Origin of the sequence: Actinomadura graeca, assembly GCF_019175365.1 — a bacterium.
GTDB classification, from domain to species: Bacteria; Actinomycetota; Actinomycetes; order Streptosporangiales; family Streptosporangiaceae; genus Spirillospora; species Spirillospora graeca.
In genome coordinates this window covers 3514866-3538788 of record NZ_CP059572.1, presented here as the reverse complement: position 1 = coordinate 3538788, position 23923 = coordinate 3514866, and the positions used below count along the sequence as shown (strand labels likewise).

Annotated in this window: 24 protein-coding genes; 18 read left to right on the top strand and 6 right to left on the bottom strand. The window is 71.6% G+C overall.

What is annotated here, in order from left to right:
- Positions 1-15: 15 nt before the first annotated feature.
- On the bottom strand, positions 16-1215 hold the full coding sequence (gene galK, locus AGRA3207_RS15515; RefSeq protein ID WP_231335332.1) for a galactokinase: 1200 nt from the start codon (positions 1213-1215) through the stop codon (positions 16-18).
- On the bottom strand, positions 1191-2144 hold the full coding sequence (gene galE, locus AGRA3207_RS15510; protein WP_231335331.1) for a UDP-glucose 4-epimerase GalE: 954 nt from the start codon (positions 2142-2144) through the stop codon (positions 1191-1193). The genes galK and galE overlap by 25 nt, the downstream gene beginning before the upstream one ends.
- Before the next feature lie 85 nt (positions 2145-2229).
- Here galE and AGRA3207_RS15505 point away from each other — a divergent pair, with 85 nt between their 5' ends.
- The 4 genes from AGRA3207_RS15505 to AGRA3207_RS15490 all read left to right on the top strand — a co-directional run bounded on the left by AGRA3207_RS15505 (position 2230) and on the right by AGRA3207_RS15490 (position 6162).
- A complete protein-coding gene (locus AGRA3207_RS15505; protein WP_231335330.1) occupies positions 2230-3225 on the top strand; it encodes a hemolysin family protein in 996 nt (331 codons plus the stop codon).
- A 12-nt stretch (positions 3226-3237) separates the two neighbouring features.
- Positions 3238-4374 carry a tryptophan--tRNA ligase gene (trpS, locus tag AGRA3207_RS15500; RefSeq protein WP_231335329.1) on the top strand — a complete coding sequence of 379 codons (1137 nt, stop codon included), beginning with the start codon at positions 3238-3240 and terminating at the stop codon, positions 4372-4374.
- On the top strand, positions 4364-4975 hold the full coding sequence (locus tag AGRA3207_RS15495; RefSeq protein WP_231335328.1) for a 2'-5' RNA ligase family protein: 612 nt from the start codon (positions 4364-4366) through the stop codon (positions 4973-4975). Before trpS ends, AGRA3207_RS15495 begins: the two co-directional genes overlap by 11 nt.
- A 176-nt stretch (positions 4976-5151) precedes the next feature.
- Positions 5152-6162, top strand: a complete 1011-nt coding sequence (locus tag AGRA3207_RS15490) for a YihY/virulence factor BrkB family protein (RefSeq protein WP_231335327.1) — start codon at positions 5152-5154, stop codon at positions 6160-6162.
- Positions 6163-6215: 53 nt separating this feature from the next.
- Here the strand turns inward: AGRA3207_RS15490 and AGRA3207_RS15485 are convergent, their stop codons facing one another.
- Positions 6216-7457 carry a D-alanyl-D-alanine carboxypeptidase family protein gene (locus AGRA3207_RS15485; protein WP_231335326.1) on the bottom strand — a complete coding sequence of 414 codons (1242 nt, stop codon included), beginning with the start codon at positions 7455-7457 and terminating at the stop codon, positions 6216-6218.
- Positions 7458-7909: 452 nt separating this feature from the next.
- Here AGRA3207_RS15485 and AGRA3207_RS15480 point away from each other — a divergent pair, with 452 nt between their 5' ends.
- From AGRA3207_RS15480 to AGRA3207_RS15435, 10 genes are all read left to right on the top strand, one after another.
- Positions 7910-9076 (top strand): glutamate--cysteine ligase, encoded by a 1167-nt coding sequence (locus tag AGRA3207_RS15480; RefSeq protein ID WP_231335325.1) that lies wholly within the window; start codon positions 7910-7912, stop codon positions 9074-9076.
- A gap of 493 nt (positions 9077-9569) precedes the next feature.
- Positions 9570-10814, top strand: a complete 1245-nt coding sequence (locus AGRA3207_RS15475) for a M20 family metallopeptidase (protein WP_231336305.1) — start codon at positions 9570-9572, stop codon at positions 10812-10814.
- Positions 10815-11082: 268 nt separating this feature from the next.
- Positions 11083-12138 (top strand): BMP family lipoprotein, encoded by a 1056-nt coding sequence (locus AGRA3207_RS15470; protein WP_231335324.1) that lies wholly within the window; start codon positions 11083-11085, stop codon positions 12136-12138.
- A 32-nt stretch (positions 12139-12170) separates the two neighbouring features.
- Positions 12171-13709 (top strand): ABC transporter ATP-binding protein, encoded by a 1539-nt coding sequence (locus tag AGRA3207_RS15465; RefSeq protein ID WP_231335323.1) that lies wholly within the window; start codon positions 12171-12173, stop codon positions 13707-13709.
- Positions 13706-14932 (top strand): ABC transporter permease, encoded by a 1227-nt coding sequence (locus AGRA3207_RS15460; RefSeq protein WP_231335322.1) that lies wholly within the window; start codon positions 13706-13708, stop codon positions 14930-14932. Before AGRA3207_RS15465 ends, AGRA3207_RS15460 begins: the two co-directional genes overlap by 4 nt.
- Positions 14929-16281, top strand: coding sequence for an ABC transporter permease (locus tag AGRA3207_RS15455; protein WP_231335321.1), 1353 nt, complete (start codon positions 14929-14931; stop codon positions 16279-16281). Before AGRA3207_RS15460 ends, AGRA3207_RS15455 begins: the two co-directional genes overlap by 4 nt.
- 11 nt (positions 16282-16292) lie before the next feature.
- On the top strand, positions 16293-16796 hold the full coding sequence (locus AGRA3207_RS15450) for a cytidine deaminase (RefSeq protein WP_231335320.1): 504 nt from the start codon (positions 16293-16295) through the stop codon (positions 16794-16796).
- Positions 16797-16821: 25 nt separating this feature from the next.
- Positions 16822-18096 (top strand): thymidine phosphorylase, encoded by a 1275-nt coding sequence (locus AGRA3207_RS15445; RefSeq protein ID WP_231335319.1) that lies wholly within the window; start codon positions 16822-16824, stop codon positions 18094-18096.
- An 89-nt stretch (positions 18097-18185) separates the two neighbouring features.
- Entirely contained in the window at positions 18186-20036 is a 1851-nt protein-coding gene (locus AGRA3207_RS15440) for a Xaa-Pro dipeptidyl-peptidase (protein WP_231335318.1), read from the top strand.
- A 118-nt stretch (positions 20037-20154) separates the two neighbouring features.
- On the top strand, positions 20155-20502 hold the full coding sequence (locus tag AGRA3207_RS15435) for a VOC family protein (protein WP_231335317.1): 348 nt from the start codon (positions 20155-20157) through the stop codon (positions 20500-20502).
- Between the two features lies 1 nt (position 20503).
- Here AGRA3207_RS15435 and AGRA3207_RS15430 read toward each other — a convergent pair whose 3' ends face one another.
- Positions 20504-21088 carry an SHOCT domain-containing protein gene (locus tag AGRA3207_RS15430; RefSeq protein ID WP_231335316.1) on the bottom strand — a complete coding sequence of 195 codons (585 nt, stop codon included), beginning with the start codon at positions 21086-21088 and terminating at the stop codon, positions 20504-20506.
- A 489-nt stretch (positions 21089-21577) separates the two neighbouring features.
- Entirely contained in the window at positions 21578-21808 is a 231-nt protein-coding gene (locus tag AGRA3207_RS15425) for a hypothetical protein (RefSeq protein WP_231335315.1), read from the bottom strand.
- 130 nt (positions 21809-21938) lie between these two features.
- On the opposite strand from AGRA3207_RS15425, the gene AGRA3207_RS15420 reads away from it, so the two are divergent.
- From AGRA3207_RS15420 to AGRA3207_RS15405, 4 genes are all read left to right on the top strand, one after another.
- Complete coding sequence (locus AGRA3207_RS15420) at positions 21939-22280, top strand: helix-turn-helix domain-containing protein (protein ID WP_231335314.1); 342 nt, start codon at positions 21939-21941, stop codon at positions 22278-22280.
- Positions 22277-22765, top strand: a complete 489-nt coding sequence (locus AGRA3207_RS15415) for a DUF5753 domain-containing protein (protein WP_231335313.1) — start codon at positions 22277-22279, stop codon at positions 22763-22765. Before AGRA3207_RS15420 ends, AGRA3207_RS15415 begins: the two co-directional genes overlap by 4 nt.
- On the top strand, positions 22765-22977 hold the full coding sequence (locus AGRA3207_RS15410) for a DUF397 domain-containing protein (RefSeq protein WP_231335312.1): 213 nt from the start codon (positions 22765-22767) through the stop codon (positions 22975-22977). Before AGRA3207_RS15415 ends, AGRA3207_RS15410 begins: the two co-directional genes overlap by 1 nt.
- A gap of 86 nt (positions 22978-23063) precedes the next feature.
- Positions 23064-23276 carry a DUF397 domain-containing protein gene (locus AGRA3207_RS15405; RefSeq protein WP_231335311.1) on the top strand — a complete coding sequence of 71 codons (213 nt, stop codon included), beginning with the start codon at positions 23064-23066 and terminating at the stop codon, positions 23274-23276.
- 70 nt (positions 23277-23346) lie between these two features.
- On the opposite strand, the gene AGRA3207_RS15400 is transcribed toward AGRA3207_RS15405, so the two are convergent.
- Complete coding sequence (locus AGRA3207_RS15400) at positions 23347-23817, bottom strand: carboxymuconolactone decarboxylase family protein (protein ID WP_231335310.1); 471 nt, start codon at positions 23815-23817, stop codon at positions 23347-23349.
- Positions 23818-23923 lie beyond the last annotated feature (106 nt).

Genomic DNA, 23923 nt, shown 5'->3' with positions numbered 1-23923 from the left:
TTGCCGCCTCGTGGGTCAGTGGATGCGGCGGGCGCCTGCGGACGGTGTGGCGTCGAGGAAGCGCGGCTCCGCCCAGTCGCGTCCCTCGTAGACCGCCGTGATCGCGTCGCGGACCCGTCCGGCCCGGTCGGCGCCCGTGAGGACGATCACCGAGCCGCCGAATCCGCCGCCGACCATCCGGCCGCCGCGGGCACCGGCCCGGACCGCCGCGTCCACGGCGGCGTCGGCCTCGGGCCAGGAGACCTGGAACTGGTCGCGCAGGGACAGGTGCGAGGCGTTCAGGAGGGAGCCAAGCTCGGCGACGGCCCCCGCGCGCAGCAGTCCGGCGACGGCCTCCACGCGGTGGTTCTCGGTCACGACGTGCTGGACGCGGCGGCGCAGCACCGGGTCGCGGAGCGTGCCGAGGGCCCCGGCGAGGTCCTTCACGTCGCGCAGCGCGGCGACGCCCAGCCGGGCCGCGGCCTCCTCGCACTCGGCGCGGCGGCGGGCGTACTCGCCGTCCGCCAGGGCGTGGTCCGCGCGCGTGTCGGCCACCAGCAGCGCCAGGCCCGCGTCGGCGAGGGCGAGCGGCACCTGGGACGACAGGCCGCTGCGGCAGTCGAGCATCAGCGCGTGACCGGGCGTGCAGAGCAGCGACGCCGACTGGTCCATGGGCCCGCACGGCACGCCGACCTGCTCGTTCTCGGCGCGCTGCGCGAGCCGCGCCAGGTCGGCCCGCTCGATCCCGGCGCCGTGCAGGTCGCGGAGGGCGAGCGCGGTGGCGCACTCCAGCGCGGCGGACGAGGCCAGCCCGGCGCCCTGGGGGAGGTCAGAGTCGATCATCAGGGAGGCGCCGCCCGCCGCGGGCCCGCCCGTCGCGTGTGCGTTCAGCACGCGGGCGACGCCGACGGGGTAGGCGGCCCAGGCCAGGTCGGGCGGCCAGCCCTCGGAGACCACCGGCCCTCCCGCGACGGGCGCGGTGACCGGGGCGCCGCCGGCCTGCGCCGAGCGGACCTCGATGACCCCGTCACCGCGTCGCGCGGCGGCGACGGTCACGCCCTGTGGCAGCGCGAACGGCAGGACGAGGCCGTCGTTGTAGTCGGTGTGCTCGCCGATCAGGTTGACCCGCCCCGGGGCGTGCCAGACGCCGTCCGGGGCACGGCCGTACGCCTCGGAGAACGCGGTGATGAGCGCGCCGTGCCCCGTCCCCGTCACCGCGAGCGCAGGAACGTCCACGCGTCCGACACCATGGCGCGCAGGTCGCGCTCGGGCTTCCAGCCGAGCTGCGACTTGATCTTCTCCGAGGACGCCACCAGGACGGCCGGGTCACCGGGACGGCGCGGCCCGACCACGGCGGGGATCTCCCGCCCGGTGACCTCGCGGCAGACGTCGATGACCTCGCGGACGGAGTTGCCGGTGCCGCTGCCGAGGTTGAAGACCTGGTGGGAGCCGGGCGCGCAGGCGTCCAGCGCGAGCAGGTGGGCGCGGCCGAGGTCGGCGACGTGGATGTAGTCGCGCAGGCAGGTGCCGTCCGGGGTCGGGTAGTCCTCGCCGAAGACGTGGACGGCCTCCCCGTCGCCCTGCGCGACCTTCAGCACGTTCGGGATCAGGTGGGTCTCGACGGCGTGCCGCTCGCCCTGCCGGCCGTAGGCGCCCGCCACGTTGAAGTAGCGCAGCGACACCCCGCCGATGCCGTGCAGCCGGGCGTACTCGGCGAGCGTGGTGTCGATCGCCAGCTTGGACGCGCCGTACGGGTTGGTCGGACGGGTCGGGTCGGTCTCCAGGATCGGCGTGGACTCCGGCTCCCCGTACGTCGCGGCGGTCGAGGAGAACACGATCCTCGGGACGCCCGAGACCCGCATCGCCTCAAGGAGCGCGAGGGACTCGCCGAGGTTCTTGTCCCAGTACAGGCCGGGCTTCTCCACCGACTCGCCCACCAGCGACTTGGCGGCGAAGTGCAGGACCGCGTCGAAGCCCGCGCCGCCCAGAACGTCCGCGGCCGTCTCGCGCAGCGTGCCGCGCACCAGCCGCGCGCCCTCGGGCACCGCGTCCGCGTGCCCGGTGGACAGGTCGTCCAGCACGACGACCTCATGCCCCGCCTCCAGGAGCAGGGCGGAGACGACGCTGCCGATGTAGCCGGCGCCTCCGGTGACGAGCAGCTTCACGAACGGACCTCCAGTGGACCGGCTGTGGGACAGGCGGGGGTATCTTCCAGGCTAGCCGGAACCGCGAACGGGGAAGGTTCAACCCATGGACCGGACGCCGCCGACTCCGCGGTACCCGCGGTCACGGCCGCCGAGACGGCTCGCCAGGCCGCTGATCTGGCTGCTGTCGGGCTCGGCCGACCTCGTGGTGCGGCTCGCGGGCGGCGACCCGGGGGCGCTGCGCGAGGAGCTGACCGCCGAGCGGATGCGGGCGCTCGTCGCGGAGAACACCCTGATCACCGCGGACGAGCGGGCGCTGATCGGGGAGGTGTTCGCGGCGGGGGAGCGGCCGCTGCGGGAGGTGCTCGTCCCGCGCACGGAGGTCGAGTTCCTGGACGCGGGGCTGCCGCTGCGGGCGGCGGCGCGGGTGGCGGCGGGCAGTCCGCACTCGCGGTTCCCGGTCTGCCGCGACTCCCACGACGAGGTGATCGGCTTCGTCCACATCAGGGACCTGCTGCCGGCCGGCGTCCCCGACCCGCCGGGCGAGGACGGGCCCGTGGGGGAGCTGGCCCGCCCGGTGAAGTTCCTGCCGTCCTCCAAGCGGGTTCTGCCCGCTCTGTCGGAGATGCGCCGCGAGGGCTGCCATCTTGCGATCGTCATGGACGAGTACGGCGGCGTCGCCGGGATCGTCACGCTGGAGGACCTCGTGGAGGAGCTGATCGGCGACATTCGCGATGAATATGATGTGCAGGACGCGCAGGCTCGGCGCCTGCACGGCGGCGTGGTCGAGGTCGACGGCCTGCTCAACCTCGACGACTTCGCCGCCGAGACCGGGATCCGGCTGCCCGCCGGGCCCTACGAGACGGTCGCCGGCCACATCATGGCCGTCCTCGGCCGGGTGCCCGCGAAGGGCGACTCGGTGGAGGCCGGGGGGCGGCTGCTCGCCGTCGCCCTGATGGACGGCCGGCGGGTGGCCCGCGTGCGCGTCACACCGCGGGCGACGCCGCAGCTCCTACCGTCGGCGCCCGCGCCGCCGCCTGCGACCCCGCGGGCGGTCGCACCGCGAGAGACGCCTGCCCCGAACGGGTCCGGCGGCACCTGAGAGAATCGGTCCGTGCACATGCCCGAAGCGCCCAGCCCCGCCGGCACCGCCGCGCGGCCCGCCGACACCGCCGCGCGGAGCGTCACCGCCGTCCCGCGCGACACCGCCGCCCCCCGCGTGCTGTCCGGCATCCAGCCGACCGCCGACTCGTTCCACCTCGGCAACTACCTGGGCGCTCTGCGGCAGTGGGTCGCGATGCAGGACTCGCACGACGCGTTCTACTGCGTGGTGGACCTGCACGCGATCACGGTCGAGCACGACCCGGCCGTCCTGCGCCGCCGCACGAAGGTCGCCGCGGCGCAGCTGTTCGCGATGGGCGTGGACCCCGAGCGGGCGACCGTTTTCGTGCAGAGCCACGTCCCCGAGCACGCGGAGCTGGCGTGGGTCCTCGGCTGCCTCACCGGGTTCGGCGAGGCCGGGCGGATGACCCAGTTCAAGGACAAGTCGTCCAAGCAGGGGACGGCGGGCACCAGCGTCGGGCTGTTCACCTACCCGATCCTCCAGGCGGCCGACATCCTGCTCTACACGCCCGAGCCGGGTCCGGACGGCAGGGCCCTGCGCGTGCCGGTCGGCGAGGACCAGCGGCAGCACCTGGAGCTCACCCGCACGCTCGCCGGGCGCTTCAACCACCGGTTCGGCGAGACGTTCGTCCTCCCGGAGGCGTTCATCCCCGAGGACGCCGCGAAGATCACCGACCTCCAGGAGCCGACCGCGAAGATGAGCAAGTCGGCGTCCTCGCCGCAGGGCATCATCGACGTCCTGGAGGACCCGGGCCCGATGCGCAAGAAGATCATGCGCGCGGTGACCGACACGGGCTCCGAGGTGGTCTACGACGAGGAGAAGAAGGCCGGCGTCACGAACCTGCTGCGGATCTACTCGGCGCTGGAGGGGACGTCCGTCGCCGACCTGGAGGCCCGGTACGCCGGGGCGGGCTACGGCCAGTTCAAGAAGGACCTCGCGCAGGTCGTCCTGGACACGTTCACGCCGATCAGGGAGCGCACCCTCATGCTGCTCGACGACGAGGAGCAGCTCGACCGGCTCCTCGCGCAGGGCGCCGTCCGCGCCTCGCACGTCGCGTCCCGGACGATGGAGACCGTCCGCGAGCGGGTGGGCTTCGTGGGGCTGGGATCCGGGGGACGTGGTCACTGAGAGGGCGGCCGAGGCGCCCGGGACGGGCGCGCCTCCGGCGAGGGTCCGCATGATCGGGGTGGCCATCCCGATCCCGGACCCCTACGGCGCGCTGCTCCAGGGCAAGCGCGCCTCCTATGGCGACCCGCTCGCCGGTGCGATCCCGACCCACATCACCCTCCTGCCGCCCACAGAGGTGGACGGGGTGGAGCTGGACGCCATCGAGGCGCACCTGCTGGACATCGCCCGCAAGGAGCGGCCCTTCCATATCCGGTTGCGTGGTAGCGGAACGTTCCGACCCGTGTCCCCGGTCGTGTTCGTGGCCTTGGGTGAGGGGATCGACGATTGCGAACGCCTTCAGGCGCTAATTGCGTCGGGGCCGCTCGCCCGGCCGCTCGACTTCCCGTTCCACCCGCACGTGACCATCGCCCACCATCTGCCCGACAAGGTGATGGATCAGGCGTTCATGGAACTGGCCACCTACAGCGCCCGGTTCGAAGTCTGGGGGTTCTCGCTGTACGAGCACGGTGAGGACGGCGTGTGGCGCCCCCAGCGCGACTACGTGTTCGGCGTCGGCGGCGCCGGTCCCCGGACGGAGGACGACTGCCCCACAGAGTCCTGACCCCTGGCCCCCCCTCGATCCCGCCTCTGCGCGGGGGTTCTCAGAGCGGCCGCACGGTCCTTTGCAGGCTCCATCCGAGTCCTTGACCCACCGATCCCGGCGCTTGGGCAACGCATCGTCCAACAGATGATTACCGTGCGCTGCATCGACCATCCGAATCCGGGTACGTTGCGTGCATGCGGCGGGTGATCACCACAGTACAGCGGCGGAGTGAGACCCTGCTGGGCAAAGGAAAGGGCGTGCTGAGCGCCGCGCGCGCACGGTCCAAGTGGTTCGACCATCTGGCACGCGCGTTCGAGCGGTACATGGACCGGCGTGGCGACCGCCTCGCCGCGGCCCTCACCTGCTACGGCTTCCTGTCCTTCTTCCCTTTGCTGGCGCTCGCGTACTCGCTGCTCGGCTACCTCGTCGGGGTCAGCGGCCAGGCGCGCGACTACTTCGTCCGGGCGGTCAACTCGCTGCTGCCCGGCCTGTCGGGCCAGCTCCAGGTGGAGCAGATCGCCCAGTCCAAGGCGGCCGTCGGCATCCTCGGCCTGGTCGCGCTGCTGTTCACCGGGCTCGGCTGGGTGCAGGTGCTGCGCGAGTCCCTGCGCGACATGTGGGCCAACGAGCCGACCGGCGGCGGCAACTACGCGGTCAAGACGCTCTGGGACCTCGCCGTCCTGGCGTTCCTCGGGGTGATCCTCATCTGCGGCATGGCGGTCTCGACCGTCACCACGTCCGCGACGCACACCGTCCTCGGCTGGTTCGGCCTGGAGGACGTGCCCGGTGCCGGGACGGGGCTGCGGCTGCTGTCGCTGGCCTTCGCGATGGCGTTCGACACGGTGATCTTCCTGGTGCTGTTCACCCGGCTGTCCGGCACGCGGGCGCCGTGGCGGCGGATCGCCCGGGGCGCGCTGTTCGGCGCCGTCGGATTCGAGGTCCTGAAGCAGATCGCGACGCTGCTCATCGGCCGGACGACGCAGAACCCCGTCTACGCCTCGTTCGCGGTGCTGGTGGGCCTGATGGTGTGGATCAACGTCGTGTCGCGGTTCGTGCTGTTCGTCGCGGCGTGGACGGCCACGCGCCGCGTCGTCCTCACCGCCGACGCGGGCAGCCCCGAGAAGGCCGTCGACCAAGGGTGCGACCCCGCGGCCGCGGACGGGGGCGCGTCGGCGCGCGGCGAGAAGGCGCCGTCGCCGCACTGAGCCGCCCCCGCCGCCCCCCGCCGCGGGGCGGCTGACGGGGCCTGGCTACAGGGCTACCGGCCGGAGTCGTCGTAGGACGGCTCGGCCGGCCGCGCCGGAGGCGGGCCGTAGCGGCGGCGACGCCGCAGCACCGCGATCAGCACCCCGGTCGCCAGGACCGCGCCGACCGCGCCGCCGCCCACGAGCAGCCACATGCGGGTCGAGTCGTCCGAGGCCAGCGGCGCGTCGGGCAGCAGCCCGCCGGGGCCGTCCTTGGGGTCGGGCGCGTCGCCCGGGGGCACCAGCGCGCCCACCGGCTTGGCCTTGCCGCGTGCCGTGAAGCCCCAGTCCAGCAGCTTGACCGCGTACGGCGACGGCGGCATGTCGGCCTTCATCAGCGAGATGATGATCGTGTGGCCGTCGCGCCGGGCCGCGGCCACGTAGGTCTGCCCCGCGGCGATGGTGTAGCCGTTCTTGCCGCCGAGCAGGCCGGTGTAGCCGTACCGCTCACCCGGCAGCAGCTTGTTGTGCGTGTGGATCGGGTAGCCGCCGACCTTCTTGCCCTTCTTGCGCTCCTTCTTGGACGGAGGCGCCGGGAAATCGAAGTCGATCGCCTGGACGTACCTGCGGTAGTCGGCGTTCTTCAGGCCCTCGCGCAGGATCAGCGCCAGGTCGTAGGCCGAGGTGTGCTGCGTCCTCACGTTCAGGCCGAGGTCCTTGTCCAGGCCGTTCGGCGACCCGGCGAGGGTGTCGCGGGCGTTGATCCGCCTGGCCTCGGCGTTCATGTCGGCGAGGGTCTTGCGCATCCCGCCGTCCGCCTCCGCGAGCGTCACCGCCGCGTCGTTGGCCGACATCATCATCAGCGCGTGGAACAGGTCGGAGACCTTGTACTGCATCTTCGGCGTCAGCCCGACCTTGGTGCCCTCGACGTCGCACGCCCGCTGGGACGGCCGGACGAGCCGGTCCGGGTCCAGCCGCGGGACGAGGGCCAGCGCCGTCAGCGTCTTGAGCGTGCTCGCCGGAAGGTACTGGCCGTGCGGGTCCTTGGCGGCCAGCACTTCGCCGGTGTCGCCGTCCGCGACCAGGTACGACGAGGCGTTGACCTTCGGCAGGGCCGGGATGCCCGCGGTCGTGTCGACGACGAGGCCGCGCGAGGCGAGCTGCGGCCCGCCCACCGGATCCGACGGCGGCGCGACCCTGCCAGGCGGTGCCGACAGTGCCGGCGGAGCGGTCAGGCAGATCGCCGCGACCGGCACCGTGATCACCGTCACGGTGCGGCGCAGCCCGCTCCGCAGCCCATGTCGCTCTGGTCGCAAGCTCCCGCCGCTCCTCGTTCCCGCAGCCGCGCAGCTGCCCCCAACGCCCATGACTCCCCCGAAGACTAGGCGACGTATCCGCCGAAGAGGTACCCGAACCGGGAGACGGCGATCCTCGGGATGTATCCGAAATCACACAAGGTAGGCTGACGTACCAACATCGGTGACAGTCCGTCATGACGGGGAATTTAGGACGGGCTGACTAGTTCGATCTAGTGATGCCATCGGCATGGCGGATGACCGAAAAGTGTGGCTCCTGTTGGTCCGTGGCCGGTCCGTACGAGTCAAATGGTCCGCAAAGGGCAGAGAGACCCGGCGGGCTCGCAGGCGCGGGCGTCATCATGGTGGAACACATGACCTGGACCGGCGTTTGTCCAGGCTTAGGGACCCGCTGGCTGAATTGCGCCACGTGCCACGCAACGACCTGCAAGGATTGTGGACGGAGGTTGGCCGTGGCCATTGACTTCAACCCGTCGAACGGGGCGACCCTCGGCATCGAGTGGGAGCTGCAGCTCGTCGACGTGGAGACCAGGCACCTGCGGCAGGACGCACGCGAGGTGCTCGCCGCGCTGCCCGTCCTCGCCGAGGGCACGGGGATCCCCAAGATCCGCCACGAGCTGATGGAGTCGACGGTCGAGGTCGTGACCGATATCTGTCACACCGTGGGCGAGGCGAAGGACGACCTGTCGGCCACGCTCGCCTCCCTCCGCTCCGCCGCCGCCGACCGCGACCTCACGCTGGCCTGCACGGGCACCCACCCGATCAGCGACTGGCGCGACGCGGTGATGGCGCCGATGGGCCGCTACGCACAGCTCATCGAGCAGATGCAATGGCTGGCCCGGCGGATCCAGACGTTCGGGGTCCACGTCCATGTGGGCATAACGGACGGCGCGAAGGCGATCCCGATCGTGAACGCCCTGTCGGCCTACCTGCCGCACTTCCTGGCGCTCACCGCGTCCAGCCCGTTCTGGAGCGGCAGCGACACCGGCCTCGCCTCGTGCAGGGCCGTCGTCTTCGGGCAGCTCCCGACCGCGGGCCCGCCCCACTCCCTGGACGACTGGGCGGCGTTCGAGGACTACATGGACACCCTCCTGCGCGCCGGAACGATCCGGAGCATCAAGGAGGTCTGGTGGGACATCCGTCCACATCCGGACTTCGGCACCATCGAGATCCGGATGTTCGACGGCATCCCCACCCTGCGGGAGGTGGGCATGGCCACCGCCCTCTGCCAGAGTCTGGTGACCCTGTTCGACCAGCAGCTCGACCGGGGATACACCCTGCCCCGCCCCGCGGCCTGGGTGGTACGTGACAACAAGTGGCGCGCGACCAGATACGGACTCGACGCCATCGTCATCACCGATGACACTGGGAACACCGCACCACTCCGCGACGACCTCTACGAGCTGATCCGGGAGCTGGAGCCCGTCTCCGACCGGCTCGGCTGCGCGGAGGAGCTCAAGGTCGCCTGGGAGGTCCTCGAACACGGGGCTCCCTACGAGCGTCAGCGCGCGATCCGCGCCGAGGGCGGCACTCTGGAGAACATCGTCGACGCGGCGATCGTCGAACTAGCGGAGGACAGGTTCGTCACACGGGGGGAGGTCGCTCATGCCGCGACCTGAGGAGCCGGCCGGCCGGGGAACGCCGGGCGACAGACCCGCGGGACCCCGGTACCGGCCGTCCGGCCCCCCGCCGGACGCCCCGCCCGCGCACGACCGGGCGGAGGCCGGCACTGGCGACGACAGCAGAACCGACCACATCACCGGGCGGACGCCGTTCGGCTCCGCCATCGCGCAGGGGGCGCACATGACACATCCGGGACACGGGGTGATGCCCGGCCTGGCGGCACCCACCACCTCGGGGCCAGGGGGCTCCGCGGGGCAGGCGGCACAGGACGGGCGGACAGCACGGGACAGCCGCGCACAAGGCGGGCTGGGCGGGCTGGAGGGCCAGGAAGGGCAGAGCGGCCAGGAGGGACAGGACGGCCGGGACGGCGCGGGCTCCTCCGCCGCGTCCGATCCGTCCGGACCGCCCGGCGTGCCCGGCACGTCCGGGCTGCCCTCCGCGCCCGGCGCGGGGGTCCCCGGGCCGGCCGGGGCCGGGGGCTCGGCGGCGGTGCTCGGCGGCGCCGCGCTGCAACCGCAGCTCGACGCGTTCCTCGCCGGGCACGAGGCCGGCCTGATCGCGTTCCGCCGCGATCTGCACATGCATCCGGAGCTGGGCTACAACGAGTACCGCACCACCGAGCAGATCGCCGGGCGGCTGCGCGCCGTCGGGCTGGAGCCGCGGATCCTCCCGGGCGGCACCGGCCTGTTCTGCGACATCGGGCCGGCCGACGGCACGACCGTCGCGCTGCGCGCCGACATCGACGCGCTCCCGCTGCGCGACGAGAAGGAGGGCGTCCCGTACCGGTCGACGGTCCCCGGCGTCGCGCACGCGTGCGGTCACGACGTCCACACCACGATGGTGCTCGGCGCCGGCCTGTTCCTGGCGCAGCAGGCGGAGGCGGGGCTGCTGCCCGGCCGGGTCCGGCTGCTGTTCCAGCCCGCCGAGGAGACCCCCGGCGGAGCGCTGGACGTGATGGCCGCGGGCGGCATCGCGGGCGTGGACCGCGCTTTCGCGCTGCACTGCGACCCGCGCATCGAGGTCGGACAGCTGGGCCTGCGCACCGGGGCGATCACCGCGGCGTGCGACAAGGTGTACGTGAAGGTCACCGGCCCCGGCGGGCACACCGCCCGGCCGCACCTGACCGCCGACCTCGTCTACGCGCTCGCCAAGATCGTCACCGAGCTGCCGTCGGCGCTGTCGCGGCGCGTGGACCCGCGCTCCAGCCTCTCGCTGGTGTGGGGCCGGGTGTCGGCGGGGTCGGTCGCCAACGCGATCCCGGACGACGGGATCGCCGAGGGCACCGTCCGCTGCCTGGACGACGAGGCGTGGCACCGGGCGCCGGAGATGATGAAGGCGCTGCTGCAGTCGGTCGCCGCCGCCTACGACGTGGAGGCGTCGCTGGAGTACGTCCGGGGCGTCCCGCCGACCGTCAACGAGGCGGCCAGCGTGCAGATGTTCCGGGACGCCGCCGCCCAGGTCATGGACGAGGAGGGCGTCGTGCCCACCCCCCAGAGCCTCGGCGGTGAGGACTTCGGCTGGTACCTGGAGTCCATCCCCGGGGCGCTGGCGCGGCTCGGCGTCCGCACCCCCGGGTCCCCCGGCGAGTACGACCTGCACCGCGGTGACTTCGACGTCGACGAGCGGTGCATCGCCGTGGGCGTCCGGGTGCTGACCGCGACCGCGCTGACCGCGCTGTGGGAGGGCGGCCGTCCCGGCGACGCCCAGTCGATCCAGGGCGCGGCCCTGGCCTGACCCCCCGCCCCGCTCCCCGCCCCCGACCCCCGCCGACCCTCCGTCCCGCCCCCGGCTCCCCACCCGGGGGGAGGGACCTTCAGAGGGGCTCCCCGTTCTCGGAACGGTACGCCGCGCTGACCTGTGGCGTTATGCCTACGCCTTGGTAACGGACCTGTTGCGAAACAGTGCAAGCAGGGAGTTTTCCACCCCCCGCGAGGTAGCGTCCGATCGATTTCGGTGGACGGACCGGCCACCGACCGTGGGTCGGAACGGAAGGAGCGCTGCCTTGCGCCCTGGACTGAAGATTTCGCTCGTCACCGTGACCGGGGCGGCGCTGGCCCTCGGCGCCTCCGCGTGCGGTGGCAAGAAGGCGGACACCGGCAGCGGTGACGGGGACGGCAAGAAGACCCTGAAGATCGGGCTCGCCTTCGACATCGGCGGCCGCGGCGACCAGTCGTTCAACGACTCCGCCGCGGCGGGCCTCGACCGGGCCAAGAAGGACCTGAACGTCACCACGGAGGAGATCTCCGCCAAGCCGGACGAGCCGGACTCCGACAAGGAGTCGCGCCTGCGGCTGCTGGCCAACAAGGGCTACAACCCGGTCATCGGTGTCGGCTTCGCCTACACCACCTCCCTGGTCAAGGTCGCCAAGGACTTCCCGAACACCAAGTTCCTCGTCGTGGACGCCGACCAGTGCAAGGTCGACGGCGCGAACGTCAAGGGCGCCTGCTTCTCCGAGGAGCAGGGCTCCTACCTCGTCGGCGCCGCCGCCGCGCTGAAGTCCAAGTCCGGGACGATCGGGTTCATCGGCGGCGTCAACGTCCCGCTGATCAACAAGTTCGAGGCCGGGTACGCCGCGGGCGCGAAGAAGGCCAAGCCGGGCATCAAGGTGCTCCCGGCGAAGTACCTGACGCAGCCGCCGAACTTCGACGGGTTCAAGAACCCCGCGCTCGGCAACGAGGCCGCCAAGGGCCAGCTCGACGCGGGCGCCGACGTGATCTACCACGCGGCGGGCGGCGCGGGCATCGGCGTCATCAAGACCGTCGGGGCGGCCAAGAAGTGGGCCATCGGCGTCGACTCCGACCAGTACAACCTGCCGGCGGTCGCGGGCGCCAAGGAGTACATCCTCACCTCCATGATCAAGCACGTGGACCTGGCCGTGTACGACTTCGTGGAGAGCGTCGCGAAGAACACCTTCCAGCCCGGCACGAAGAAGTACGACCTGAGCAACGACGGCGTGGGCTACTCGACGTCCGGCGGCAAGGTCGACGACATCAAGGCGAAGCTGGACGCGCTGAAGGCCGACATCGTCAGCGGCAAGATCACCGTGCCGGTGAAGTAGGGCGGCGGCCGAGGCAGGAGGAGGGGGCACCCGTGCCTGAGCAGGTGCCGGCCGTCCGGCTGACATCGATCACCAAGCGGTTCCCCGGCGTCGTCGCCAACCGCGACATCGACCTCACCATCGAGCGCGGCGAGGTGCACGCGCTCTGCGGCGAGAACGGCGCCGGCAAGTCCACGCTGATGAAGATCCTCTACGGGATGCAGCGGCCCGACGAGGGCACCATCGAGATCGACGGGGAGAAGGTCGCCCTCCGCACGCCCGCGGACGCGATCGGCCGCGGCATCGGCATGGTCCACCAGCACTTCAAGCTGGCCGACAACCTGACGGTGCTGGAGAACGTGATCCTCGGCGCCGAGCCGCGCTCGGCCGGGTGGCGGCGCGGCCGGATCGACTTCGCCGCCGCCCGCGCGAGGATCCGGGAGATGTCGCGGGCGTACGGGCTGCGCGTCGAGCCGGACGTGCTGGTCGAGACGCTCGGCGTCGGCGAGCGGCAGCGCGTGGAGATCCTCAAGGTGCTCTACCGGGGCGCCCGCGTGCTGATCCTGGACGAGCCGACGGCGGTCCTCGTCCCGCAGGAGGTCGAGGAGCTGTTCGGCAACCTGCGGGACCTGCGCGCCGAGGGCCTGACCGTGCTGTTCATCTCCCACAAGCTGGACGAGGTCCTGTCGGTCGCCGACACGATCTCGGTGATCCGGCGCGGCACGACCGTCGCGACGCGGCTGGACCCGTCGGAGGTGACCTCCCGCCGGCTCGCCGAGCTGATGGTGGGATCGGAGCTGCCCACCCCGGAGCTCCGCGAGTCCACCGTCACCGAGGACGTCCAGCTCGACCTCGGCGGGCTGACGGTCCTCACCCCGGGGGGCCGACCCGTCGTGGACGGGGTGTCGCTGCGCATCCGCCGCGGCGAGATCGTCGGCCTGGCCGGGGTCGAGGGCAACGGGCAGAGCGAGCTGATCGAGGCGATCATGGGCGTCCGGCACGCGGACGCCGGGACGATCGCGTTCGGCGGCGAGGACATCACCCACTGGGCGACCCGGCGGCGCCGCGAGGCCGGGATCGCCTACATCCCCGAGGACCGGCACCGGCACGGCCTTGTCCTGGAGGGGACGCTCTGGGAGAACCGGATGCTCGGCCACCAGACGCAGCGGCCGAACGTCCGGGGCCCGTGGGTGGACCGCCGCGGCGCCCGCCGTGACACGACCCGCATCGTCCGCGAGTACGACGTGCGGACCCCGGACATCGAGGTGCCCGCCGCCGCGCTGTCGGGCGGGAACCAGCAGAAGCTCATCGTCGGGCGGGAGATGTCCGGCGACCCCCGCCTGCTCATCGCCGCGCATCCGACCCGCGGCATCGATGTCGGCGCCCAGGCCGCCATCTGGGACCACCTCCGGCAGGCCCGCGCGGACGGGCTGGCCGTGCTGCTGATCAGCGCCGATCTTGAGGAACTCATCGGAATGTCCGACACCCTGCACGTCATCCTGCGGGGGCGGCTGGTCGCGGAGGTCGATCCGCGGACGGTCACCCCGCAGGAGCTGGGCTCCGCCATGACCGGCGCGGGCGAGGCGTCATGAGCGACCCGTCCGGCCCCCCGCCGGAGAAGCGGGTTCCCGGGACGGGGCCGGTCCCCGAGAAGGTGCCGTCGTGGAAGGCGGTCCTGCGGGGGCTCGGCCCGCGCGGGCTGGGGCTGCGCATCGGCGCGCCGGTCGTGGCGCTGCTGATCTCGCTCGCCATCACGATGATCCTGCTGCGGGTCACCGGCGCCGACCCGGTCAGCTCGATCCAGAGCATGGTCGACTACGGCACCACCGAGAACTCGATCGTCGACATCGTGGACCGGGCCACCCGCTACTACCTGTCGGCCATCGCGGTGGCGATCGGGTTCCGGATGGCGCTGCTCAACATCGGCGTGGACGGCCAGTACCGGCTGGCGGCGTTCCTCGCGGCGGTGCTCGGCGGGGCGCTGACCCTGCCCGCGCCCCTCGGCCAGATGCTGGTGATCGTCGCGGCGATGGTCATCGGCGGGCTGTGGGCGGCGATCGCGGGCGTCCTGAAGGTCACCCGCGGGGTCAGCGAGGTGCTGTCCACGATCATGCTGAACGCGATCGCGACCGGCCTGATCGCCTACCTGCTGAACGACGAGCGGCTCGCCGAGGTGCGCCCCGGCAGCAACAACGTCGCGACCCCCACGATCCCGCCGGAGGGGCGGGTCGGCCCGCTGAACGGGTTCCTGTCCGCGATCGGCATCGACCTGCCCGGCCACGTGTACGGGCTGCTGCCGCTCGCGGTCGTCGTCGGGATCGTGTTCTGGGTCGTCATCAACCACACCCGGTTCGGCTTCGACCTGAAGGTGTCGGGGCTGTCGCCGTCCGCCGCGCAGGCCAGCGGGGTCAGCGCCAAGCGGATGGTCGTCGTCACGATGGTGGCGTCCGGCGCCGTCGCGGGCCTCATCGGGATGCCGGAGCTGCTCGGCGCGTCCTACGAGTACTCGCTGAACTTCCCGGCGGGGCTCGGCTTCACCGGCATCACGGTGGCGCTCCTCGGCCGCAACCATCCGGTCGGGATCGCGCTCGCCGCGCTGCTGTTCGCCTTCCTCGACCAGACCTCCGACGTGCTCCAGGAGGTCGACGTGCCCAAGGAGATCGTCGGGGTGATGCAGGGCGTGGTCGTGCTGACCGTCGTCATCGTCTACGAGCTGATGCGGCGCTGGGAGATCCGGCTCCAGCAGCGGACCGTCGCCGACGAGCTGGCCACCGGCCACGACCTGGCCCGCGAGGCCACCGGGAGGGCCTCATGACCGCGACCGGGGTCCTCGCCAGGGTGAAGGCGGCGGGCGGCGCGGGACGGCTGCGCTGGCCGCACCACCTGCTGATCGCGTCCGGGCTGCTGGTGCTGCTGTCGTTCGTCCGGGTGCTGGACGGCGCGGACGACGTCACCTCCAGCGGGACGGTCAGCGCCGCGCTCCGCCTCGCCGTGCCGATCTTCCTCGCGGGGCTCGGCGGGCTGTGGTCCGAGCGCTCCGGCGTGATCAACATCGGCCTTGAGGGCATGATGATCCTCGGGACGTGGACGGGCGCGTGGGCCGGCTACCAGTGGGGCCCGTGGGCGGGCGTCGTGTTCGGCGTCCTCGGCGGCGCGCTCGGCGGGCTGCTGCACGCGGTCGCGACCGTGACGTTCGGCGTCGACCACATCGTGTCCGGCGTCGCGATCAACATCCTCGGGCTCGGCCTCACCCAGTTCCTCGCCGGGCTGATCTTCAACACCGGCGAGGCGAAGGCGCTCGGCGGCGGGCCCCGGCAGTCCCCGCCGGTCGACCCGATCCGGACGCTGACGCTGCCGGTGCTGTCCGGCGGGGAGATCGGCGGCTGGAAGAGCCCCGACTGGCTCGGGTCGCTGGAGCGGCACCACTGGTTCCTGGTGTCGGACATCGCGGGCATCCTGCGCGGCCTGACGAGCGGCATGTCGCTGCTGACGCTGGTGGCGATCCTGCTGGTCCCGCTGAGCTTCCTCATCCTGTGGCGGACGGCGTTCGGGCTGCGGATCCGCTCGTGCGGCGAGGACCCGTACGCCGCCGAGTCGCTCGGCGTGCACGTCTACCGGATGAAGTACGCCGCGGTCATCATCTCGGGCGGCTTCTCGGGCCTCGCGGGCGCGTTCCTCGTCACGGTCGCGGCGCCGCTCTACCAGGACGGCCAGACCGGCGGGCGCGGCTACATCGGCCTCGCCGCCATGATCTTCGGGAACTGGCGTCCGGGCGGCCTGGCCGCCGGGTCGCTGCTGTTCGGCTACACCGACGCGATGAACGTGCGCGGCGGCGGCCAGTCCGTGCACGCGCTGCTGCTGTTCGTCGCCATCCTGCTGGTCGCCGTCGCGGGCTGGCAGGGCGCCCGCGCGGGCCGGTTGCGGCCACAGGTCGCGACCGACCTCGGCCGCCGCGAGGTCCGCGGCGCCTACGCCGGCGCGGTGTTGTCGCTGGTCGCGGCGGCGGGGCTGCTGGTGTGGTTCCTCGCGAGCGACAGCGTGCCCGGTGAGCTGGTGTCCTTCACCCCGCACCTGGTGACGCTGCTGGTCCTGGCGCTGGCGAGCCAGCGGCTCCGGATGCCGGCCGCGGACGGCCTGCGCTACCGCAGGGGCGAGGCGCGGTAGACGATACGGGTATGACGAACACGGGTGGAACGAACGCTGGGCCGGGGACGGGTGCAACGGCCACGGGGCCGGGGACGGGCGGCACGGCCACGGGGCGGAACGCGGGTGACGGGGCGATCGACTGGCCGGCGCTGCGCGCCGCCGCGAGCGAGGCGAAGGAGCGGGCGTACTGCCCCTACTCGAACTTCCCCGTCGGCGCCGCCGCGCTGGTGGACGACGGACGCGTGATCACCGGCTGCAACGTCGAGAACGCCTCGTACGGGCTCGGCCTGTGCGCGGAGTGCGCCGTCGTCTCGGCGCTGCACGGCCCGGGGAAGTCGAAGGAGCCGCGCCTCGTCGCGTTGTCGGTCGTCGACGGGCACGGGAACCCGCTGATGCCGTGCGGGCGGTGCCGTCAGCTCCTGTGGGAGTTCGGGGGCGCGGCGCTGCTGCTGGAGACCGTCCGGGGCATCCTGCCCATGTCGGAGGTCCTGCCGGACGCGTTCGGCCCCGACGACCTGATAGAGCGGCGCTGACGGGCCGCCCCGAGGAAGGAGCCTTTTGGACGCCATCGATGTCATCCGCGTGAAGCGGGACGGCGGGACGCTGACGCCCGGGCAGATCGACTGGGCGGTGGACGCCTACACGCGCGGTGCCATCGCCGAGGAGCAGATGGCGGCGCTGGCGATGGCGATCCTGCTGAACGGGATGACGCGTCCCGAGGTGGCGCGGTGGACGGACGCGATGATCCGGTCCGGGGAGCGGATGGACTGGTCGGCGCTGGACCGCCCGACCACCGACAAGCACTCCACCGGGGGCGTCGGCGACAAGATCACGCTGCCGCTCGCGCCGGTCGTGGCGGCCTGCGGCGCGGCCGTGCCCCAGTTGTCGGGGCGCGGCCTCGGCCACACCGGCGGCACGCTGGACAAGCTGGAGTCGATCCCGGGCTGGCGGGCGACGCTGTCCACCGAGGAGATGCTCGGGGTGCTCGCGGAGGCGGGCGCGGTGGTCTGCGCGGCGGGCGGCGGCCTCGCCCCCGCCGACCGCAAGCTCTACGCCCTGCGCGACGTCACCGGCACCGTCGAGTCGATCCCGCTGATCGCCTCGTCGATCATGTCGAAGAAGATCGCCGAGGGGACGGGCGCGCTGGTCCTGGACGTCAAGGTCGGCTCGGGCGCGTTCATGAAGACCGTCCCCGACGCCCGGGAGCTCGCCGAGACGATGGTCGCCATCGGCACGGACCACGGCGTGCGCACGGTCGCGCTCCTCACCGCGATGGACCGCCCGCTGGGCGACGCCGTCGGCAACGCGGTGGAGGTGGCCGAGTCGGTCGAGGTGCTGGCCGGGGGCGGCCCGTCCGACGTGGTGGAGCTGACGGTCACCCTCGCCCGCGAGATGCTCGCCGCCGCCGGGGTCTCCGGCAAGGACCCGGCGGACGCGCTGCGGGACGGCACCGCCATGGACGTGTGGCGCCGGATGATCTCCGCGCAGGGCGGCGACCCGTCCGCGCCGCTGCCCGCCGCCGCCGAGACCCACCAGGTGCTCGCACCGTCCTCGGGCGTCCTGACCAGGCTGGACGCCTACGGAGTCGGTGTCGCGGCCTGGCGTCTCGGCGCCGGGCGGGCCCGCAAGGAGGACCCGGTGTCGTCCGGTGCGGGCGTCGTCTGCCACGCCAAGCCCGGCGACAGGGTGACGGCCGGGCAGCCGCTCCTCACCCTCCACGCCGACGACGAGGCGCGTTTCGCGCGCGCCCTGGAGTCGCTGGACGGCGCGTTCGAGGTCTCCGAAGGGGGCACAGCGGACCGTCACCCCCTGGTCATCGAGCGGATCGCATGAACTGCCAGGTTTGTTAACTATCACCGTTGACCGGTGTTCTATCCGCTCTGGAAGCTGATCAGGTTTCGTTCAGCTTCGGAGGAGCAACGGTGCGACCCTCACTACTGTCCGTCGCGGCGTTCGCGGGCATGACCGGCCTTCTCGCCGGCGCCACGCCCGCGTTCGCCGGCGCCGGACGTCCTCACATCGTCGTCAAGGACGGCAAGACCCAGCCCGCGTTCTCCTTCCAGGACGCCGTCCGCGAGAAGGTGTTCGTCGAGACGAACGTGGACAGCGACCACGACGGCAAGCGGGACCGCGTCTCAGTCTTCATCACGCGCCCCAAGGAGACCGACGGGGGCCTCAAGGTCGCCTCCATCCTGGAGGGCAGCCCCTACTACGCCGGACTCCACGACACCCCCTACCACCCCGCGGACGTCACCGACTACCCACGCCTGGCCGCCTGGAACGTCCCCACGGCCCCGCCCGGCCCCACGAGCTACACACGCGTGTACTACGACAACTACTTCGTCTCCCGCGGCTACGCCGTCCTCGCCGCCGACACCCTCGGCACCGGCGACTCCGACGGCTGCCCCACCGCGGTCGGGCCGAACGAGACCGACGGCATGACGTCCGTCATCAAGTGGCTCACCGGGAAGGCCACCGCCTACGACGCGTCCGGGAAGAAGGTCGAAGCGGGCTGGTCGACGGGCAACGTCGCCATGGCCGGCAAGTCCTACGACGGCACCCTCCCCCTCGCGGCCGCCGCCACGGGCGTCAAGGGCCTGAAGACCGTCGTCTCCATCTCCGGCGTGTCCAGCTGGTACGACGAGTACCGCGCCAACGGCGGCGTCGTCGCCCCGGACGGCTGGGAGGGCGAGGACCTCGACCTGCACGCCAAGGTCGTCCTGTCCCGCCGGAACCCGGGGATCTGCGAGAAGGTCATCAAACGCCTCGAACCCGGCATGGACCGCGTCACCGGCGACTACAACCGCACGTGGGACGAGCGGAACTTCGCCAAACGCGCCCCCGGCTTCAAGGCCAGCGTCTTCATGACCAGCGGCCTCGCCGACTGGAACGTCAAGCCCATCCAGATGTCGCTGCTCTGGGAGGGCCTCAAGAAGGCCGACGTGAACCGCAAACTGTGGATCCACCAGGCCGCCCATGACGAGCCCTTGGACGTCCGTAAGAGCGTGTGGCTGGAGACCCTGAACCTCTGGTTCGCGCACGAGCTCTACGACGTCCGCAACGACATCATGCGCCGGCCCCGCGTCGACCTGGAACGCACACCCGGCAACTGGGAGACGCACCGCGACTGGCCGGACAAGGCGGCCCGCCCGGTGAAGCTGGGCCTGTCCACCGGCGTCCTCGGCGAACGCGGCCACGGCACCGACACCCTCGTGGACGACCCGTCCCGCACGGCCGAGAACCTCGCCGCCAACGAGGACAAGCCCGACCCCAACCGCCTGATGTACCTCACGCCCAAGCTCACGAAGGCCACCAAGCTCAGCGGGACCGCCCGCGTCAAGGTCCGCGCGTCCGTCGACGGGAGGTCCCCGTACCTGTCGGCCCTCCTGGTCGACTACGGCACCGACGAGCGCGTCTCCGGCTTCGCGCCCACCTCGGGCACCTGGTGCTACGGCGACTCCATCCCCGGCGACCAGGGCTGCCGCGCCAACCGCGGCTACTCCACCGCCGTCACCCCGTTCAAAATCGTGACACGTGGCTGGACGGACATCCGCAACCGGCACAGCGCGTCCAGGACCGAGCCCGTCGAGGCCGGTGAGGAGTACACCTTCTCCTGGCCGATGCAGCCGTACGACTACGTGTTCAAGCCCGGCCACCGCATCGGCCTGATGATCCTGGCGACCGACCACGCCTACACCCTCCGCTACCCGGCCGGCACCAAGGTCGCGGTGGACCTCGGCGGGAGCAGCCTCACCCTCCCCCTCACGAAGTGACCCCGGGGCCCCGCCGCCCGCCCGGCGGCGGGGCCTCCGCACGGCGCGTCGCGCGTGTCGCGGTACGCCGCCCTCGGGGAGAATCAGGTGTCCGCGTCCCCGCCGGCAGGAGCCGCCCATGTCCATCCGCCGCGTCATGCCCGACATCCGGTCGGACGCCATGCCGGAGAGCCGGGACTTCTACGGCCTGCTGGGATTCGAGGAGGTCATGAACCACGGCTGGGTCATGACCCTCGCGTCCCCGTCCAACCCGACGGCGCAGGTCACCTTCATGAGCCACGACATGACCGCGCCGGTCGTGCCCGACATGAGCGTCGAGGTGGACGACGTCGACGCCGCCTACGCCGCGATGCGCGAAAGCGGCGCGGAGATCGTGCACACCCTCCGGGACGAGGAGTGGGGCGTCCGCCGCTTCTTCGTCCGCGACCCCAACGGCCGCGTCGTGAACGTCCTGACCCACCGGTGACCTAGAGCCGGTCGAGCAGCTGCTTCTTCTTCGCCTCGAACTCCTCATCGCTGAGGATGCCCGCCTGCCGCAGCGCCCCGAGCTGGTTGAGCAGCTCCACCAGCTTGTCGGTGTTGTTGATCGCCGACGAGACCTTGTGCTGCGGATCCTGGGACGCCGGAGCCGGCGCCGGGGAGCGGCGCGCGGGCGAGGGGGAGCGGCGGGACGGCCCCTCGGACGCCTTCTCCTCAGGAGGCGCCGCCGCCCGGGCCCGGCGGGCCATCTCGTTGATGAGCTCCCGTACCCGTGCGGGGTCCTCGACCGTATCGAGCATGGCCATGTCCCATGCCCCGCTCGGCCTCTTGTAGTCGACCCTCACGGTTCCGGTGTTCCTGGTCCTGTCCCTTAACCCCTGGGTCACCCGGACGTCCGTGATCTCGGTCAGCAGGACCTTCTCCTGGCTGGAGACGAGTCCGCCGGTCTCGTAGTGCAGGTGACGGGTGGTCAGCCGATAGTGGCGGGTGAGGCGGCCGTTGCTGACCCTGGCGGCGATGTTGAGGGACTCGCCCTCCCAGACGGTCTGCTCCTCGCCGAGCGGTTCTGTCATGGCACCTGGCTTCGTCTCTGTGCCCGCGCGGGCGGAGTGGGCGTCGGCAGAGTTGGACGCTCCATCCGCCGATGCGGTTGCCGCACCGTCCACCTGCGGCCCCCGCCCACGCGGGGATCAGAGGCGCCCCAGCTCGCAACCAAGAGCCCCCACAGCGCCCCCGACGTCCCACACCGGCTTGATCAGCCGTCCGTCCGGCCAGGTGAACCACCACACCCCCCTCACGAAGTCACACCCCACCTCGACCGGCCGCGCCCCGCCGCGCCGGACGACGCTCAACGCCGGTGTCCCGCTGTGCTCGACCATCCCGCACGCCAACTCCGGCCGAAGCTCGACCGCCGCTTGGAGCGCGTCCAAATGGGCCGCCGCTCACCCCGTCCGGACATGATCGCGTGCCAGCTCACGCCCATGGAACATCCACCTTCCCCGGTTCGACGGCATGGTCGGCGGGCCTTGGAGGTGTCCACCGGCCGGGCCGCGTCCTGTCGGTCACCGGCACCTGACGCGCGCCTTCTCGGCCTGCTCGTGCAGCGCCTCGCGAAGCAGCGACGCCGAAGGGTGCATGACTGTCGGCTCGATGCCCGCCCGGGGGTCGTGCAGGCTGGCGACCCACTCGCCCAGCCCCCCGTCCCGCCGCACCGCCCGCCAAATCCGCCATCCGGTGAAGTCGGCCCGCAGCCGCTCCAGCTCCCGCTCCTCGCCCTGAGCACGCGTATTCATCCCGGAGACCTTCTGATCGGTTCTTTCTGTTGCCTTCTCGGGATCAGATTCGTGGATCTGGATTACTCTCAGCCACAGAGTGACTACAACAAGGCACCAACCATGATCGGTCCGAAGTGAGGGAGTTCCCATGACCGGTGAGCCGGATGCCTACACTCGCGACCCCCTCGTCCGTACCTTCGGCACCGTCCTGCGCGGCTATCGGGAGGCCGCGGGACTGTCCCGCCCGCAACTGGCCGAGGCGCTCGGTTGCACATACGCATGGATCGAGAAGATGGAGACCGGCACCAAGCCCTCCGTCGCGTCCGCGATCGACCTGGACACCTACTTTAAGATCCCCACCAGGCCGTTCCAGAAGCTGGCGGAGGAGATCGAGCAGATGGGCAGGCGCCCGGCTTCCCGCCCGGCTTCTCCGAATTCGTCGCGCAGGAAGCCAAAGCGCTGTCGATCTGCGGGTTCGAATCTCAAGTGATCACTGGGCTGCTTCAAAAAGAGGCGTACGCCCGCGCGGTCATGGATGCCGGGCAGGTCCCAGAGGAACTGGACGGGCTCGTCGCGGCGCGTCTCGACCGGCAAGCCGTGCTCGGGAGGGCGAAACCACCCCGCATGTGGTTCGTGCTGGACGAGTCGGCTCTGCGGAGGCCGGCCGGAGGCCGCCGTTCGTTCAGGGAGCAGCTGACCGACCTGGCCCACGTAATGACATATTCCCCAAATGTGCAGGTCCGAATACTTCCATTCGAGTCGATCACGTGGGCCGGTCTCGATGGCTCCTTCCAAATCCTTGAGCTCCCCGAGGGACGCAAGGTCGCCTACCTGGAAACGGCCGGATCAGGGCAGTTAATCCACGATCCGGATATAGTCGAGGCAACGTCCGTGCGTTTCCAGCTGGTCATGGGAGAGGCACTTCCGGCCGGTGCGTCTTCGAAGCTGGTCATGAGAACACTGGAGGACTGCTGATGAACACGCCAGAGCCGTCGAAGGTCCAGTGGCGCAAGAGCAGTCGTAGCGGTGGCCAGGGGGGCGCGTGCGTGGAGGTGGCATCACACTCTGCCCATGTGGCCGTTCGTGATTCCAAGGATCCGGATGGACCGAGATTGGTGTTCGGTGGTGTTGCTTGGCGGGTGTTCGCTGAGCGGGTGAAGGCGAGCGGTTTCGATCTGGAGGGGTAGCCGTCCGGTGAGGGGGACCGTCGCGGGAGCGGGAGCTCGGCCGGTGTGTCTCTAAAGTTGGTCACGGGAGTCCTGGAGGATTATCAATGACCGCCCCGAAGCCGTCGGACGTTCAGTGGCGTAGAAGCGGGCACAGTGGCGGGCAAGGAGGCAACTGTGTCGAGGTCGCGATGCTTGCCCCAGGGGTGGCCGTTCGTGATTCCAAGGATCCGGATGGACCGAGGTTGGTCTTCGGTGGTGTTGCTTGGCGGGTGTTCGCTGAGCGGGTGAAGGCGAGCGGTTTCGATCTGGAGGAGTAGCCGCCCGGTATGGGGACTGCGGCGAGGGGGAGCACCGCCTGTGGGGCGGGTGCTCCCTCGTCGCTTTCGGTCAGCCGAACTGGCCGACCTCGTAGCCGCCCGCGGGCTGCTGGGTGATGAGGTTCATGCGGTTCCAGGCGTTGATGACCGCGATGAGCGACACCAGGGCTGCGAGCTGGTCGTCGTCGTAGTGCTTCGCGGCGTTGGCCCAGACCTCGTCGGGGACGCCTCCGGCGGCGTCGGCGATGCGGGTGCCCTGCTCGGTCAGTTCGAGGGCGGCGCGCTCGGCCTCGGTGAACACCGTGGCCTCACGCCAGGCCGCGATCAGGTTGAGGCGCAGCGAGGTCTCCCCGGCGTGCGCGGCGTCCTTGGTGTGCATGTCGGTGCAGACGCCGCAGCCGTTGATCTGGCTGGCGCGGATCTCCACCAGATGCCGCGTCGCGGCCGGCAGTGCCGAGTCCACGGACCTGCCCGCCGACTGCAGGTACTTCATGAACTTGGCCCCGACGGTGGTGCCGTAGTAGTTGAAACGCGCTTCCATGGTCGTCTCCCTGCCGTTGTCGCCGTTACACCCGGATGACGAGGTGGCCCGGCGCGATGTGACGCACGGGCGGGTGTGATGTGGTTCACGCCGTCCTGACTGCGCC

Excerpts from the sequence above, each read along its gene's own strand:
- AGRA3207_RS15505 (WP_231335330.1), top strand. The coding sequence starts at position 2,230 with ATGGACCGGACGCCGCCGACTCCGCGGTACCCGCGGTCACGGCCGCCG.
- AGRA3207_RS15490 (WP_231335327.1), top strand. The coding sequence starts at position 5,152 with ATGCGGCGGGTGATCACCACAGTACAGCGGCGGAGTGAGACCCTGCTG.
- AGRA3207_RS15460 (WP_231335322.1), top strand. The coding sequence starts at position 13,706 with ATGAGCGACCCGTCCGGCCCCCCGCCGGAGAAGCGGGTTCCCGGGACG.
- AGRA3207_RS15455 (WP_231335321.1), top strand. The coding sequence starts at position 14,929 with ATGACCGCGACCGGGGTCCTCGCCAGGGTGAAGGCGGCGGGCGGCGCG.
- AGRA3207_RS15450 (WP_231335320.1), top strand. The coding sequence starts at position 16,293 with ATGACGAACACGGGTGGAACGAACGCTGGGCCGGGGACGGGTGCAACG.
- AGRA3207_RS15435 (WP_231335317.1), top strand. The coding sequence starts at position 20,155 with ATGTCCATCCGCCGCGTCATGCCCGACATCCGGTCGGACGCCATGCCG.
- AGRA3207_RS15430 (WP_231335316.1), bottom strand. The coding sequence starts at position 21,088 with ATGACAGAACCGCTCGGCGAGGAGCAGACCGTCTGGGAGGGCGAGTCC.
- AGRA3207_RS15425 (WP_231335315.1), bottom strand. The coding sequence starts at position 21,808 with ATGAATACGCGTGCTCAGGGCGAGGAGCGGGAGCTGGAGCGGCTGCGG.
- AGRA3207_RS15420 (WP_231335314.1), top strand. The coding sequence starts at position 21,939 with ATGACCGGTGAGCCGGATGCCTACACTCGCGACCCCCTCGTCCGTACC.
- AGRA3207_RS15410 (WP_231335312.1), top strand. The coding sequence starts at position 22,765 with ATGAACACGCCAGAGCCGTCGAAGGTCCAGTGGCGCAAGAGCAGTCGT.
- AGRA3207_RS15405 (WP_231335311.1), top strand. The coding sequence starts at position 23,064 with ATGACCGCCCCGAAGCCGTCGGACGTTCAGTGGCGTAGAAGCGGGCAC.
- AGRA3207_RS15400 (WP_231335310.1), bottom strand. The coding sequence starts at position 23,817 with ATGGAAGCGCGTTTCAACTACTACGGCACCACCGTCGGGGCCAAGTTC.